A 14,612-nucleotide genomic window follows, 5' to 3' on the forward strand; every position below is an offset into this window, starting at 1 on the left:
CAAGGCCCGGTCAAGGATGTGGACGTACCATACCGCTGATGCCGACCTTCGCCGCGACCTGCACGCGCAGTTGCTCGGCGTCGGCGCGGTTGGCCACCGGGCCGACCCGCACCCGGCTCAAGGCGCCCTTGTCGGTCCGCACCTGCTCGACGAAGGCGCTGAAGCCGGCGGCGCGGACCCTGTCGCGCAACGCGTTGGCGTCCTCGGACTTGCCGAAGGCGCCCAGTTGCACGGCGAAGCCGGTACCGGCCGCGGCCGGCGCCGGCGGCACGCTCGGGGCCGGCTTGACCGCGGCGACCGAGGCCGGCGTCGCGGCCGCCTTGACCGGCTCGGGCTCAGGCTTGGGCGCCGTGGCGACAGGCGGCTTGGCCGCAGCCACCGGCTTGGCCGGCTCCGGTGGCAAGGGCTGGGTCCGGGCCGGTGCGGCGGCGGCCCGGGCCGCGGCGGCAGCCACCGAGGTGGCGCTCGCTGCGTCCAGGGTCACCACCTGCGCATTGACGTCGTTGCGCACCCTGACTGCCTGCAGGCGCACCGACTCGGCCTGAGCACGGTCGGCATACGGGCCGATCCGTACCCGCCAGGCCTGGCGCCCGCCGATCGTGGCGGTCTCGCGGAAGCCCGGCAACTGCGCCTGCTTGAGCCGCGCGATCACCGCATCGGCGTCGCCCGGAGTGGCGTAGGCGCCGAAATTGACCGCATAGTTGCCGGCCGCCATCGTCGGCGGCAGCGGCTGGGCGGCGCTACCGGCGGATGCCGGGTCGGCCAGGTCGGCGGCATCGGGGTTGTTCTGCACCGGCGCGGGCGCCGCAGGCGCGCCGGCCATGCCCACGGCACCGCCGGTTGGCGCATCGCCCGGCGTCACCAGCGGCAGCTCACGGGTCTGGAACTGGCCGTCGGCCGGGGCGTCCGGGACCTTCAGCGGGACATTGGCGACGCCGCTGTCGGGCGCGGGACCCTTGACCAGCATCGGCAGGAAGATCACGGCGAGCGCCACCAGGACAAGGGCGCCAATCAGTCGCTGTTTCAGGACGGTATCCACGGAAAGCTTGGGGGGCGGCATGGCGGAGTGCCGCAGGGATTATAAGGTCGGCCCGGTTCCGGGCGGGGTCAAGCGGCTGAATGCAGCCAGTGCAAGGCATCGGCGGCGGTGTGGAACGAACCGAACACCAGCACCCGGTCGCCGCGCCGCGCCTGCGCCAGGGCCTGCTGCAGCGCCCGCGCCACGCTGTCGGCGACGCTGGCGGCGGCTGCATCGGTCGCCGCCAGGCGCGCCTGCAACTGCGCGCCGCTCTGCCCGCGCGCGCCGGGCAGCCCGGCCAGATGCCAGGCGCCGACCTGTCCGGCCAGCGCCTGCACCACGCCCGCCGCGTCCTTGTCGGCCAGCGCGGCGAACACCGCGCGGGTGACGCCGGCGCACGGCTGCGCCTGCAGCGTCGCGGCCAGCGCACGCGCGGCCTGCGGGTTGTGGCCGACATCGACCAGCACCTCCACGCCGTCGCGCATGAACGGTTGCAGGCGTCCGTGCAGCCGCGCCGCGGCGATGCCCTCGGCGTAAGCGGTGCGCGGCAAGCCCTTGCGCAGCGCGCGCAGCGCGGCGATGGCGGTGGCGGCATTGGCGCGCTGCACCGGTGCGCGCAGCTGCGGGGTCTGCAGCTCCAACTCGGTGCCGACATCGCGCCAGCGCCAGTGGTCGGCGTCGATCGACTCATGGAAGAAATCGCTGCCGGCGCGGATCGCATTGGCGCCGATCGCATAGGCGCGGCGCAGCACGCTCGACGGCGGATCGATCTCGCCCAGCACCAGCGGTTTCCACGGCCGCGCGATGCCGGCCTTCTCCGCACCGATCGCCTCGCGGTCGCCGCCGAGCCAGTCGGTGTGGTCGATGTCGACAGTGGTGATCACCGCCACGTCGGCATCGACCAGGTTCACCGCATCCAGGCGCCCGCCCAGGCCCACTTCCAGCACCACCAGGTCCAGCGCGGCCTGCTGGAACAGCCACAGCGCCGCCAGCGTGCCGTACTCGAAATAGGTCAGCGGCGTCTGCCCGCGCGCGGCCTCCACCGCCGCGAAGCCGGACACCAGTTGCGCGTCGCTGGCCTCTTCGCCGCCAAGGCGTACCCGCTCGTTGTAGCGCAGCAGGTGCGGCGAGGTGTAGCTGCCCACCGCCCAGCCGCCGGCGCGCGCGATCGCCTCGACGAAGGCCACGGTCGAGCCTTTGCCGTTGGTGCCGCCGACGGTCACGACCTTCTTCGCCGGCCGGATCAGGCCCATGCGCGCGGCCACCTCACGCACGCGCTCCAGGCCCATCGCGATGTCCTGCGGGTGCTGCTGCTCGATGTAGGCGAGCCATTCGGGGAGGGTTTTCATCTATGTATTTTGAGCCTTTCGACGAGGTGCGTCTCGATCGCGTCACATCGAAGAAGCACAAGCTTTCGCGCGCGCGAGTCACTTTTCTTTGCTTGTGCAAAGAACAAGTAACCAAAAGAAAGCACACCCGGGGCGACGCGCCGCGTCTCACGGGACCCGAAAAGCGAAGCAAAAGCAAAAGCAGCAAAAGCAAAAACGTGCACTGGGTTAGGGCTGGGAGCCGCTAATCCAAACTTGCGGATTTCGTCGCCTACAGCGCCCGATGCTTGGCCTCGCCGAAGAACGGCGTATGGTGCGCGCAGTCGTTCAGGCGCACCACTTCCAGATGTTCCACATCCGGGCCTTCGAGCAGATTCAGCGTGGTCGGCGCCTGGCGGAAACTCCACAGCTTGGCGATCGGCAGGCCCAGCACCCGGCACAGGATCACCCGGTTGACCGCATCGTGCGCCACCACCAGCAAGGTGTCGTCCTCCCCCAGGCCCTCGGCGGCGCGAGTCAGACCGCGCCAGGAACGGTCCAGCACCTGGCGCAGCGACTCGCCGCCCGGCATCAGCACCGTGTCCGGTTCCTCGCGCCAGGCGCGCAGCCGCGCCGGATCCTTCTCGTTGATCTCGCTGGCGAGCAGGCCCTCCCATTCGCCATGGGCGATTTCCTGCAGGTCCGGATCGGCTAGCAGCATCGCTTCGCGCTGCGCACCCAGTGCGTGGCGGGCCGTGCTCTGCGCACGCGACAGCGGCGAGGCCACTGCGCGGGTCAGCGGCACCTCGCGCAGCCGGGCGCCGAGCGCCTGCGCCTGCGCTTCGCCAAGCGGCGACAGCGGGATGTCGATCTGGCCCTGGTAGCGGCCTTCGGCGTTCCACGGGGTTTCGCCGTGACGAGCGAGCAGGATGCGCATGCTGCGAAATTCCGTTGAGGGATAGAGGGCCCGTCTCGCGAGCGAAAACGGAGCGGCATGATACCTGCTCTGTCGCCGGGAACCCCCAATCGCGTCCCGCTCCGCCGCTGCAGTCCGCGTTTAGCGAGCGGCAGGCCGCGCGGTGGCGGCCGCTGCCGCGCCAGGTTCAGTTCTTGCGCGGCGCCGGCGCCACTTCCTGCAGGATCCAGTGCAGGTAGCGCGCGTGCCAGGCGCGCGGCGGCGCATCGGCGCCGGCCGGCCACTGGTCCAGCGCCGGCAACCGCGCATGCGCCTGCAGCGCGGCGCGCCCGTCGCGGCCCTGCCGCTTCAGCCAGGCCAGCACCGCACGTTCCGCGGCCGGCTTCTGCGCCGCCGCGTCGATGCGCTTGAAACGGCGGTCTCAAGAATCAAGTGCAACACGTGATTTGAACGCTGCGATGTCCGCTTCCATTGCCTCGCTAGGCGTCTTCCAGCCAAGTGTCTGGCGAGGGCGAGTGTTCATCAGCAACGCGATGTGATTGAGGTATTCCTGACTGACGGCGGATAGGTCCGCCCCCTTGGGCAGGAACTGGCGAAGTAGACCGTTGGTGTTCTCGTTGCTGCCGCGCTGCCACGGCGCATGCGGATCGGCGAACCGGACCTGGCTGTTCAACCGCTGCATCCGTTCCTCGTAGCAGGTCCGTTCCGCGGTCGTCGGTCGGGCTCTCACCCAGGAAGGCCGGCCGCTGCTTCATCTGCCGGGGAAACCCCTCGACCGCCGCCTGCGCCGTGCCACCGTCCATCCTGCACAGCACCACCAAGCGGGTCTTGCGTTCCACCAGTGCGCCCACGCATGAACGGTTGAACGCGCCTTCGATCAGGGCGCCCTCCCCATGCCCCGGCGCCAGGCGCTGCTTCACCGGGTCCGGGCCATGCACGATGCGCAGCTCCTCCGGCGCCCACGAGCGCACCGCCGCTGTCGTGCGCCTGCCACCTGGTGTGGGCTGGCCCCCTCTCCATGCATGGATCAGCGCCTTGTTCAGACCCCCCCCCGCTGCGTGTCGATCGCCGCAGCGATCCTCTCGTGGCTGACCCGCTGGCTGGAAGCGTCCGGATGCCTGTCCCGCCGTGCGGCCGCGATCTGCTGTGGCGACCAGCGCTCGTACACCAGGCGCTCATCGACGCACGGGAACAACGACGAACCTTCCAGGGGCCGGCGAGGGCGCACGCAGCGCGAGCGGCGCGAGCGATAGGCCGCCGCCGCCGCGTGCGCACAGGACACCGGCCCTTGCAGACCACCGACCTGGCGGCTCGGCGTCGATGCACGGCATCCCCACCGGCGACCGATCTTGCGCAAGCGCGTTCCTCGATCGCGCTCCACCTGCAGCACCGCGCGTTCCTCAACACGCAGATGACTGGACTGTTTGCCCAGCGCAACCTCCTGCGCTCTGTGAGGTGTTGCACTGGGAACTTGAGTCCAAGCAGCCTCAGGCCGGCCTGCTGCAGCGGGCCGGCGATATCCGGTAATTGCTGCGGTACCCACATGCCCTGGCTGGCACGGGCGGCCTGGGCGCAGGCCAGGGCGGCGACCGTGACCTATGGCGCCCCCCCCCCCCCCCCCCTCCCCCCCCGCCGCAACATGGCCACGCCGGCGGGCAGCTTATACTTCGCGCCCTCTCAACCCCGAATCCTGCCAACATGGCGCAAACAATGAAGGCGCTGGTCAAGCGCGACGCAGCCAAGGGCATCTGGCTGGAACAGGTGCCGGTGCCGGTGCCCGGCCCGAACGACGTGCTGATCAAGCTGGAGAAGACCGCGATCTGCGGCACCGACCTGCACATCTATCTGTGGGACGAATGGAGCCAGCGCACGATCAGGCCTGGCCTGACCATCGGCCACGAGTTCGTCGGCCGCATCGCCGAGCTCGGCTCGGCGGTCACCGGCTACCAGGTCGGCCAGCGCGTGTCGGCCGAAGGCCACATCGTCTGCGGCCACTGCCGCAACTGCCGTGGCGGCCGCCCGCACCTGTGCCCGAACACGGTCGGTATCGGCGTCAACGTCAATGGCGCCTTCGCCGAATTCATGCTGATGCCGGCCAGCAACCTGTGGCCCATCCCCGACCAGATCCCGTCCGAGCTGGCCGCGTTCTTCGACCCCTACGGCAACGCCGCGCACTGCGCGCTGGAGTTCGACGTGATCGGCGAGGACGTGCTGATCACCGGTGCCGGCCCCATCGGCATCATCGCCGCCGGCATCTGCAAGCACATCGGTGCGCGCAACGTGGTCGTCACCGACGTCAACGATTTCCGCCTCAAGCTGGCCGCCGACATGGGCGCCACCCGCGTGGTCAACGTCGCCAACGCCTCGCTCAAGGAGGTGATGGCCGACCTGCACATGGAGGGCTTCGACGTCGGCCTGGAGATGAGCGGCAACCCGCGCGCGTTCAACGACATGCTCGACTGCATGTACCACGGCGGCAAGATCGCCATGCTCGGGATCATGCCGCGCGGCGCCGGCGCCGACTGGGACAAGATCATCTTCAAGGGCCTGACGGTGCAAGGCATCTACGGCCGCAAGATGTACGAGACCTGGTACAAGATGACCCAGCTGGTGCTGTCCGGCTTCCCGCTCGGCAAGGTGCTCACCCACCAGCTGACCATCGACGAGTTCCAGAAGGGCTTCGACCTGATGGAAGAAGGCAAGGCCGGCAAGGTGGTGCTGAGCTGGTAGCCGCTGCCGGGCCGCGACCGCGGTTCCCGGCGCTGGAGGTCGATGCCGACCCCGCAACCGCAGGCCTGGCGGGCGGCCGATGGCGGCAGTCGCGCTGGTCGGCCGCGCGGCGCGCCCGCGGTGGGGGGCAGAACCCCAAAAGGGCGCCTTGCGGCGCCCTTTCGATTCACACGCGACCAGAACGCGCGATCAGAACGCGATCGTCGCCGAGACCGCGACGCGGTGGTCGGCCAGCTTCTTGCCGAAGTTCTGGTTGCCCTTGTTGTCGGTGTCGTAGTAACCCACGTTCAGCGCCAGCGGTCCGACCATCTTGCCGACGCTGACGCTGTAGTCGGTGTAGTCATGGTACTGGGCCAGCGCGTTGGCATAGGTGGTACGGCCGACGTGCGCACCGATGCTGAAGTCGTGCGGCAGCGTCCAATTCCCGTCCAGCGCGTAGTAGAAGCTGTCCTCGTCCAGGCCATACACATCGTCGGTGTAGGCAACGGTCAGCGCATAGGTCTTCAGGAACTTTGTCTTGGTGATCAACTCGTTGTAGTTCGAACCACCGGCACCTGGATAGGCGTAGCGATTGACCATCACGTCGAAGTTCCAGTTCTCGGAGAAATCGACGTTGTAGCCGATGAAGCCGTCCACTTCCCAATCCGGGTCGCCCTCGCCGAAGTCGACGTTGGAGCCCCAGCCGCCGACGTACAGGCCGAACGGCGAGGTATAGGTGATGCCGGCCTGGAACGCCGGGTCTTCCTGGGTCTGCGACACGCCGCGGAACACGTAGTCGCTGACCACGCCGTAGGAGCCGGTAAACGGCGATGCGGGCGCCTCGTCCTGGGCCAATGCGTTCAACGGAGAGGCGGCCAGCGCCACGGCCAGGGCGGCACCAAGCTTGATCTTGTTCACCGTTGATTCTCCTTCGGTTCGTGTGTGTGTGTGGGGGGGGGGGGGGGGGGAACTTCAGCGCCGGGCTACAGGTTGTATTCATAAATTTTTAACATAACGATTCTTGCAGTGCAACACTTCCGCGACAGGGCGCGTCGGCGCCGAACTCCCTCCTGCGACGTGCGGGGTCCCCTGCGTCCACACCCACGCGCAATCGGCGCCGTCGCCCTGGTCGCTCTCCGGGATACGCCAACGCCGCCGCCTTCACTTCCGCCCCGCCACCTCCGCCCTCATTACCCCTCCCGTTACGATTCACTTTATTTTTCAGGAGGAAAACGGCACTAAGTTTGACGTACAGGTAGGCTGGGCGGCGCGGACGTATTCTTAGCGAGCGTGTTCTTAATCGTCACTTCGACGCACTCCTTCCGTTGAGAATATGATTCGCAAGTTCCTTTCCGCGGCGTATCTGCTCCCTGTCCAGTCCAGCTGCGGCGCCATTCAAAAAGGATGCGCCGTAGGAGCTCGTCCCCGCCTGGAAATATGCTTCGGCATAGGCATAGTCCATGACAGGGCTTTTAGGAGCGAGGGCGCCATTTTTATAGATATCACTCAATCGAACGTAAGCCTGTGATTGCCCTGCGTTTCCAGCCGACTCAAGGAATCGGAGGGCATTTCTCTTGTATTCCCGGATCAGGCTCGGGTTGAGAGAATTGCGTTCATCCTCAAAAATCCTGGCGGCGTACAGAGCGTAATCAAGCTGCGCTCTGACATTTCCATGCTCAGCGGCATACGCGATCGCATTGAAGATTTCCTCTCTGCTCAGCGGATCGAACGATAGATCCCGACAGAGTTCTTCGCTTGTGCTTCCAAGATGCTCTCCCGCAAGCGATGCTTCGCGATCCGTCTGACAGCGCAGGTTGGTTTCAACCAATTCATATGCCGCAGCAGCGGCCACGTCAGAGGGCTCGCGCCTTTGCATTCCTGTGACGGCGGGCGGCACATGGTCGGCTGCGTCCGGTTTTTCAGATTTGCCGTCCCCGCTGTTTGTCCGACCCTGAGGCTGACTTGGCGCCACAGCTCCCAAGGCCCGGTGGTCGGCTTGCTGCCGTGTTCCAAACAAATCAACTGCGCCGAAAACCGCGATGGCAAGTGCAACTACAACGACAAGCCGTGCCGCAACCATGTTGCGATTCATCGCATTGACCTATCCATGTAATGGAACGTTGCCAAATAAAATTCGCATATTTTCGGCTTTTCCATCAACCAGGTCGTCCTACGAGCGAGTCCGGAACCTGACCGATCGCCCCCCGTGCGCCGCTGGCCGGTTCAACATACGGTAGAACAGGCGCGCCAGTGAACAGGCGGCACGTCCCGGCGCGCAGGTCAACTACCCTGGGCGAACACGCCGAAGCGGCGCGCGCTCAGCTGCACGACCTGGCCCGGCGCATAGCGCGTTGCGCCCTCGCCTGCCGGCAACTCGACTTCCACCTCGTCCTGGCCATGCGCCAGCTGCGCGCGCAGGCGCAGGCGCGACCCGCTGCGCTGCGACCACAGGACCGTCGCCGCCCAGCCGCTGGCGCCGGGGGCGAGATCTTCCGGGCGCACGTACAGGTCGACCGGGCCGCTGGACAGCGGCGTGTCCGGCGCCGGCAGCGCCAGCCCGGCGACCTGCAACTGGCCGTCGTGCAACTGCGCCGGCAACCGATTGACCACGCCGACGAAGCCGTACACGAACGGCGACACCGGGTGGTCGTAGACGTCGGCCGGGCTGCCGAGTTGCTCGATGCGCCCGCGATTGAGGATCGCCACGCGGTCGGCCAGCTCCAGCGCCTCTTCCTGGTCGTGGGTGACGAACACCGTGGTCAGCCCGGTGCGGTCGTGCAGATCGCGCAGCCAGCGCCGCAGGTCGCGCCGCACCTGCGCGTCGAGCGCGCCGAACGGTTCGTCCAGCAGCAGCACGCGCGGCTCGATCGCCAGCGCGCGGGCCAATGCCACGCGCTGGCGCTGGCCGCCGGACAGTTGGGTCGGATAGCGCGCCTCCAGCCCGTCCAACTGCACCAGCGCGAGCAGCTCGGTCACGCGCGCGCGGATGCGCGACTCGGCCCAGCGCTCGGCGCCGCGGCGCACGCGCAGGCCGAAGGCGATGTTGTCGCGCACCGTCATGTGCCGGAACAGCGCGTAGTGCTGGAACACGAAGCCGACCCGGCGCGACTGCACCGGCAGCCCGGTCGCGTCCTCGCCGTCGATCAGCACGCGCCCGGCGTCGGCATGCTCCAGCCCGGCGATCACCCGCAGCAGCGTGGTCTTGCCCGAGCCGGACGGCCCCAGCAGCGCCAGCAGTTCGCCCTGGCGGATGTCCAGGCTGACGTCGTCGAGCGCGGCGAAATCGTCGAAACGCTTGCCCAGGTGCTGTACGCGGATGGTCATCGCAACCTCAGTGTCGGTGATTGGCGGCCAGCGATTCGCCGTGGCGCCATTCCAGGTAGGACTTCAGCGCCAGGGTCAGCAGCGCGGTCAGGGCCAGCAGGCTGGCGCAGGCGAACGCGGCGCTGTAGGCGTACTCGTTGTAGAGGATCTCCACGTGCAACGGCAGCGTGTTGGTGCGCCCGCGGATATGCCCGGACACCACCGACACCGCGCCGAACTCGCCCATCGCCCGCGCACTGCACAGCAGCACGCCGTACAGCAGGCCCCAGCGGATGTTGGGCAGGGTCACCCGCCAGAACATCTGCCAGCCGCTGGCGCCCAGGCTCAGCGCCGCCAGTTCCTCGTCGCTGCCCTGCTGCTCCATCAGCGGCATCAGCTCGCGGGCGATGAACGGGAAGGTGACGAAGGTCGTCGCCAGCACGATGCCGGGCAGCGCGAACACGATCCGCGGCAACTGCAGCAGCACCTCGCCGAACACCGGCAGGTGCAGCCGCCAGCCCTCGTCGATCAGCGGCCAGGCCCAGCCGCTGCGGCCGAAGATCAGGATGAAGACCAGGCCGGCGACCACCGGCGACACCGAGAACGGCAGGTCGATCAGGCTCACCAGCAGGCGCTTGCCCGGGAAGCGGTGCTTGCTCACCGCCCAGGCCGCGGCCACGCCGAACACCAGGTTCAGCGGCACCACGATCGCAGTCACCAGCAGGGTCAGGCGGATCGCCGCCAGCGCATCCGGATCGGACACCGCCCGCCAGAACACGCCCAGGCCGCTGCGCACCGCCTCGACGAACACCAGCAGCAGCGGCAAGAACAGGAACGACAGCAGGAAGCCCAACGCGCCGAGGATCAGCAGCGCCTGCACCCACCGCGGCTCGGTGGTGACCGATGCAGCGCGGCGGCGGACGGCAGGCAGCGATGCGCTCAACGCATTCTCCGGGAGCGGGACGGTCAACGTGGACACGGTATCGTTCATCTCAGTGCGCCGCCAGGCCGCGCCGCGCCAACCGTGCCTGCACGCCATTGACCACCAGCAGCATCAGCAACGACAGCAGCAGCATCGCCGCGGCGATCGCGGTGGCGCCGGGGTAGTCGAATTCCTCCAGGCGGATGGTGATCAGCAGCGGCGCGATCTCGGTCGCATTGGGCAGGTTGCCGGCGATGAAGATCACCGAGCCGTATTCGCCGATGCCGCGCGCGAAGGCCAGCGCGAACCCGGTCAGCACCGCCGGCCACAGCCCGGGCAGCACTACGCGGCGGATGGTCTGCCAACGGCCGGCGCCGAGCGTGGCCGCGGCCTCTTCCACTTCGCGCTCGGCCTCGGCCAGCACCGGCTGCACGATCCGCACCACGAACGGCAGCCCGACGAACACCAGCGCCACCACGATGCCGAGCCGGGTGTAGGCGATCTTCAGCCCCAGCGGCTCCAGCCACTGCCCGATCCAGCCGTTGCCGCCGTACAGCGCGGTCAGCGCGATGCCGGCCACCGCGGTCGGCAGCGCGAACGGCAGGTCGATCATCGCGTCGAACAGGCGCTTGCCAGGAAAGCGGTAGCGCACGAACACCCAGGCCACCCAGGTGCCCATCACCGCATTGAACGCGGCGGCGGCCAACGCGGTGCCGAAGCTGACCTGCAGCGCCGACAACACCCGCGGCTCGCTCCACACCTGCCACACGCCGTGCCAGCCCAGCCCGCTGGTCTTGAGCACCACGCCCAGCAGCGGGATCAACACCACCAGCCCCAGCCACGCAAGCGTGATCCCCAGGCTCAGGCCGAGCCCAGGGATCACCCTGCGACGCGACGAGGATCGCGCGACCGCGGCGGCATTCACGCCCATCGCCTCACTTGCTCGCCTGGATCTGGTCGAACAGGCCGCCATCGTTGAAATGCTCGGCCTGGGCCTTGGCCCAGGAGCCGAACGCCTGGTCGATGGTCACCAGTTGCACCTTCGGCAGGCGCGCCACATCGGCGCGGTCGGCGTACTCGGGATGGCGCGGGCGGTAGTAGTGCTTGGCCGCGATCTTCTGTCCCTCCGGCGAATACAGGTACTTCAGGTACGCCTCGGCGACCTCGCGGGTGCCGTGCTTGTCCACGTTCCTGTCGACCAGCGCCACCGACGGCTCGGCCAGGATCGACAGCTTCGGCACCACGATCTCGAACTTGTCCTTGCCCAGTTCCTCCTGCGCCAGGAACGCCTCGTTCTCCCAGGCCAGCAGCACGTCGCCGATGCCGCGCTGGACGAAGGTGGTGGTGGCCCCGCGCGCACCGGTGTCCAGCACCGGCACGTTGCGGAACAGCGCGCGCATGTAGCCGAGGATGCGCTCGCGGTCGCCCTTGAAGATATGGTCGCCATAGGCCCAGGCGGCCAGGTAGTTCCAGCGCGCGCCGCCGGAAGTCTTCGGGTTCGGGGTGATCACCGACACGCCGGTGCGCAACAGGTCCGGCCAGTCCTTGATCTGTTTTGGGTTGCCCTTGCGCACCAGGAACACGATGGTGGAGGTGTACGGCGCGCTGTTGTCGGGCAGGCGCTTGGCCCAGCCCGGGTCGATCAGCTTGCCCTTCTCGGCGATCGCGTCCACGTCGTAGGCCAGCGCCAGCGTCACCACGTCGGCCTCGACCCCGTCGATGACCGAGCGCGCCTGCTTGCCGGAGCCGCCGTGCGAGGTCTCCACGGTGACCTTGTCGCCGCTGTGGGTCTGTTCCCAATGCTTGGCGAAGGCGGCGTTGTAGTCGCGGTACAGCTCGCGCGTGGGATCGTAGGACACGTTGAGCAGTTGCACGTCGCGCGCGGCGGCGGTGCAGGCGACTGCGCACAGCGCGAGCAGCAGGCCGAATCGGCGCGGCAGGAGGCTGGGCATGGACGGATCTCCGGAACAGGGTCGAGGGCACGGCGGGCAGGCCATGGAAGCCACGGCCAGTGCGCCATGCTGTGCAGCCGCATGCGGCCGGTGAAGTGACTTCGTCGGCGGTGCTTATGCCATTTGTGCATGACGCCCGCCGATTTTCGCACACGGCGCGTTAAGATCTTCGCTTCTTCCGCTTGCGCATGCTTGCCCGCCATGACCGACTCCCGCCTCACCCGGCGCTACGCCGACGAACTGGACGCGATCCGCGCGCAGGGTCTGTTCAAGTCCGAACGCATCATCGTCGGCCCGCAGGCCGCCGAGATCGTGCTGGCCGACGGGCGCCGCGTGCTGAACTTCTGCGCCAACAACTACCTGGGCCTGGCCGACCACCCGGCGCTGATCGCCGCGGCCAAGGACGCGCTGGACAGCCACGGCTTCGGCATGGCCTCGGTGCGCTTCATCTGCGGCACCCAGGACCTGCACAAACAGTTGGAAGCGCGGATCGCCGCGTTCTTCGGCACCGAGGACACCATCCTCTACGCCGCCTGCTTCGACGCCAACGGCGGTCTGTTCGAACCGCTGCTGGGCGAGCACGACGCGATCGTTTCCGACGCGCTCAACCACGCCTCGATCATCGACGGCGTGCGCCTGTGCAAGGCCAAGCGCTTCCGCTACGCCAATTGCGACATGGCCGACCTGGAGGCGCAGCTGCAGGCCGCCGACGCGGCCGGCTGCAAGACCAAGCTGATCACCAGCGACGGCGTGTTCTCGATGGACGGCTTCATCGCCCCGCTCGACCAGATCGCTGCGCTGGCGCGCAAATACGGCGCGCTGGTGCACATCGACGAATGCCATGCCACCGGCTTCCTCGGCGCCACCGGCCGCGGCTCGGCCGAGGTCAATGGGGTGATGGACCGGATCGACATCTTCACCGGCACCCTGGGCAAGGCCATGGGCGGCGCGCTGGGCGGCTTCACCACCGGCCGGCGCGAGGTGATCGAACTGCTGCGTCAGCGCTCGCGCCCCTACCTGTTCTCCAATTCGCTGCCGCCGCACGTGGTCGCCGCCGGGATCAAGGCGTTCGCGATGCTGGACGCGGCCGACGCGCTGCGCGCGCGACTGGTCGAGAACACCCGCCACTTCCGCGAGCGCATGGCCACGGCCGGCTTCGACATCAAGCCCGGCACCCACCCGATCTGCCCGGTGATGCTGTACGACGCGCCGCTGGCGCAGCGCTTCGCCGAGCGGCTGCTGGAGGAAGGCATCTATGCGATCGGCTTCTTCTTCCCGGTGGTGCCCAAGGGCCAGGCGCGGATCCGTACCCAGATCAGCGCCGCGCACAGCCGCGAGCAGTTGGACCGGGCGATCGACGCGTTCGTTCGGATTGGTCGCGAGTTGGCGGTGATCTGAGGAGCCAGGACCGGGGACCGCAGGACGCCGCCCCGGCGCAAATCGCTGTCGAACGATCTGATGAGAAAAGTGCCGCTTTTTGCAGAAAAGCAACTTTCCCCCATTTCAGCCTGACGGCTTTCTGCAGGAGGGGCTTCGGCTCCGACGCCTTACCGATCAAGCATCGACGCCGAAGCCCCTCCTACACGATGCAGCACACTTGCGAAAACGCGGGTCCCGCGTCTCAAGTCCGAGCCCGATTCAATCCCCACTCCCTGCCACCAATGTCTGGACTTCTTCCGCGCCGAGTTCACGCCAGCCACCCTTGCCCAGTTCGCCCAGCGCCAGCCCGCCGATCGCCACGCGCACCAGGCGCAGCACGTCCACACCCAGTTCGGCGAGCAGGCGCCGGATCTGCCGGTTGCGGCCTTCGTCCAGCACCACTTCCAGCCAGGCGTGCTTGTCGCCCTGGCGCAACAGCTGCGCTTGCTTGGCGCGCAGCAGCTCGCCGGCGGCGACGACACCAGCGCACATGCGCGCCAGCAGCGCCGCGTCCGGCACCGCATCGACCTGCACGTGATACGTCTTGTCCGGGCCGCTGGCGGGGTGGGTGACCTGCGCCGCCCATTGCGGATCGTTGCAGAACAGCAGCAAGCCCTCGCTGGCCTTGTCCAGGCGCCCGACCGGGGCCAGCCAGGGCAGCCCAGCGCCGTCGAAACAGCGGTAGACGGTGTCGCGGCCGCGCTCGTCCTGCGCAGTGGTGACCAGGCCGCGCGGCTTATTGAGCATCAGGTAGATGCGCCGCGTCGCGGCCAGCGGCGCGCCGTCGAGCGCAAGACGGTGCCGGCCGCGCAGGATCGGGAACTCGGGATCGGTGACGGTACGGCCGTCGACCGCGACGCGGCCGGCGGCGATCCAGTGCGCGGCTTCGCTGCGCGAGCACAGGCCGAGCTTGGACAGGGTACGCGCCAGGCCATGGCGGGCCTCGCCGGCCGCGACGGTGCGCGGCAACCGCGTGGCCGTGGCCGAGGGCGCCGCCGTGCGCGGCGCGGGGCGGCGGGGATGCGGAGGCTTCACCGCTCGCGCTTCGTGCGCAGGCGCGTCGGGC

General features: G+C 68.4%; 14 protein-coding genes and 1 pseudogene. 2 read left to right on the plus strand and 13 right to left on the minus strand.

What is annotated here, in order from left to right; translation table 11 throughout:
• Nucleotides 1-10: 10 nt before the first annotated feature.
• From G4Q83_RS14530 to G4Q83_RS23470, 6 genes and pseudogenes are all read right to left on the minus strand, one after another.
• Complete coding sequence (locus G4Q83_RS14530; protein ID WP_128419611.1) at nt 11-1,039, minus strand: SPOR domain-containing protein; 1,029 nt, start codon at nt 1,037-1,039, stop codon at nt 11-13.
• A 68-nt stretch (nt 1,040-1,107) separates the two neighbouring features.
• Nucleotides 1,108-2,367 (minus strand): bifunctional tetrahydrofolate synthase/dihydrofolate synthase, encoded by a 1,260-nt coding sequence (folC, locus tag G4Q83_RS14535; RefSeq protein ID WP_128419577.1) that lies wholly within the window; start codon nt 2,365-2,367, stop codon nt 1,108-1,110.
• A gap of 250 nt (nt 2,368-2,617) precedes the next feature.
• Complete coding sequence (locus G4Q83_RS14540) at nt 2,618-3,262, minus strand: histidine phosphatase family protein (protein WP_128419576.1); 645 nt, start codon at nt 3,260-3,262, stop codon at nt 2,618-2,620.
• A gap of 166 nt (nt 3,263-3,428) precedes the next feature.
• Nucleotides 3,429-3,605 carry a hypothetical protein gene (locus G4Q83_RS14545; protein WP_158254987.1) on the minus strand — a complete coding sequence of 59 codons (177 nt, stop codon included), beginning with the start codon at nt 3,603-3,605 and terminating at the stop codon, nt 3,429-3,431.
• A gap of 57 nt (nt 3,606-3,662) precedes the next feature.
• A pseudogene (locus G4Q83_RS23465) lies at nt 3,663-3,902 on the minus strand (IS30 family transposase); the annotation flags it as partial.
• Between the two features lie 378 nt (nt 3,903-4,280).
• Nucleotides 4,281-4,598: a hypothetical protein gene (locus G4Q83_RS23470; protein ID WP_246432105.1), complete on the minus strand. Its 318-nt coding sequence runs from the start codon at nt 4,596-4,598 to the stop codon at nt 4,281-4,283.
• A gap of 341 nt (nt 4,599-4,939) precedes the next feature.
• Between G4Q83_RS23470 and tdh the strand changes: the two genes are divergently transcribed.
• Nucleotides 4,940-5,971 (plus strand): L-threonine 3-dehydrogenase, encoded by a 1,032-nt coding sequence (gene tdh / locus G4Q83_RS14555; RefSeq protein ID WP_170069212.1) that lies wholly within the window; start codon nt 4,940-4,942, stop codon nt 5,969-5,971.
• A 189-nt stretch (nt 5,972-6,160) separates the two neighbouring features.
• On the opposite strand, the gene G4Q83_RS14560 is transcribed toward tdh, so the two are convergent.
• The 6 genes from G4Q83_RS14560 to G4Q83_RS14585 form a co-directional block, all read right to left on the minus strand.
• Entirely contained in the window at nt 6,161-6,868 is a 708-nt protein-coding gene (locus tag G4Q83_RS14560; protein WP_128421966.1) for a TorF family putative porin, read from the minus strand.
• 385 nt (nt 6,869-7,253) lie between these two features.
• Nucleotides 7,254-8,042 carry a hypothetical protein gene (locus tag G4Q83_RS14565; RefSeq protein ID WP_128420994.1) on the minus strand — a complete coding sequence of 263 codons (789 nt, stop codon included), beginning with the start codon at nt 8,040-8,042 and terminating at the stop codon, nt 7,254-7,256.
• 188 nt (nt 8,043-8,230) lie between these two features.
• Nucleotides 8,231-9,274: a sulfate/molybdate ABC transporter ATP-binding protein gene (locus G4Q83_RS14570; RefSeq protein WP_128420993.1), complete on the minus strand. Its 1,044-nt coding sequence runs from the start codon at nt 9,272-9,274 to the stop codon at nt 8,231-8,233.
• A gap of 7 nt (nt 9,275-9,281) precedes the next feature.
• A complete protein-coding gene (gene cysW, locus G4Q83_RS14575; protein ID WP_128420992.1) occupies nt 9,282-10,244 on the minus strand; it encodes a sulfate ABC transporter permease subunit CysW in 963 nt (320 codons plus the stop codon).
• Nucleotide 10,245: 1 nt separating this feature from the next.
• Nucleotides 10,246-11,106, minus strand: coding sequence for a sulfate ABC transporter permease subunit CysT (gene cysT, locus G4Q83_RS14580; RefSeq protein WP_128420991.1), 861 nt, complete (start codon nt 11,104-11,106; stop codon nt 10,246-10,248).
• 4 nt (nt 11,107-11,110) lie between these two features.
• A complete protein-coding gene (locus tag G4Q83_RS14585; protein WP_185817226.1) occupies nt 11,111-12,172 on the minus strand; it encodes a sulfate ABC transporter substrate-binding protein in 1,062 nt (353 codons plus the stop codon).
• A gap of 156 nt (nt 12,173-12,328) precedes the next feature.
• Here G4Q83_RS14585 and kbl point away from each other — a divergent pair, with 156 nt between their 5' ends.
• Complete coding sequence (gene kbl, locus G4Q83_RS14590; protein ID WP_128420989.1) at nt 12,329-13,525, plus strand: glycine C-acetyltransferase; 1,197 nt, start codon at nt 12,329-12,331, stop codon at nt 13,523-13,525.
• Between the two features lie 240 nt (nt 13,526-13,765).
• Here the strand turns inward: kbl and G4Q83_RS14595 are convergent, their stop codons facing one another.
• Nucleotides 13,766-14,581 carry a pseudouridine synthase gene (locus G4Q83_RS14595; protein ID WP_128420988.1) on the minus strand — a complete coding sequence of 272 codons (816 nt, stop codon included), beginning with the start codon at nt 14,579-14,581 and terminating at the stop codon, nt 13,766-13,768.
• Between the last annotated feature and the right edge of the window lie 31 nt (nt 14,582-14,612).

The organism is Xanthomonas theicola, assembly GCF_014236795.1.
Classification (GTDB): domain Bacteria; phylum Pseudomonadota; class Gammaproteobacteria; order Xanthomonadales; family Xanthomonadaceae; genus Xanthomonas_A; species Xanthomonas_A theicola.

Coding starts and splice junctions, on each gene's coding strand:
- cysW (WP_128420992.1), bottom strand. CDS start 10,244: ATGAACGATACCGTGTCCACGTTGACCGTCCCGCTCCCGGAGAATGCG.
- cysT (WP_128420991.1), bottom strand. CDS start 11,106: ATGGGCGTGAATGCCGCCGCGGTCGCGCGATCCTCGTCGCGTCGCAGG.
- G4Q83_RS14585 (WP_185817226.1), bottom strand. CDS start 12,172: ATGGCCTGCCCGCCGTGCCCTCGACCCTGTTCCGGAGATCCGTCCATG.
- kbl (WP_128420989.1), top strand. CDS start 12,329: ATGACCGACTCCCGCCTCACCCGGCGCTACGCCGACGAACTGGACGCG.
- tdh (WP_170069212.1), top strand. CDS start 4,940: ATGGCGCAAACAATGAAGGCGCTGGTCAAGCGCGACGCAGCCAAGGGC.
- G4Q83_RS14540 (WP_128419576.1), bottom strand. CDS start 3,262: ATGCGCATCCTGCTCGCTCGTCACGGCGAAACCCCGTGGAACGCCGAA.
- G4Q83_RS14565 (WP_128420994.1), bottom strand. CDS start 8,042: ATGAATCGCAACATGGTTGCGGCACGGCTTGTCGTTGTAGTTGCACTT.
- G4Q83_RS14570 (WP_128420993.1), bottom strand. CDS start 9,274: ATGACCATCCGCGTACAGCACCTGGGCAAGCGTTTCGACGATTTCGCC.
- folC (WP_128419577.1), bottom strand. CDS start 2,367: ATGAAAACCCTCCCCGAATGGCTCGCCTACATCGAGCAGCAGCACCCG.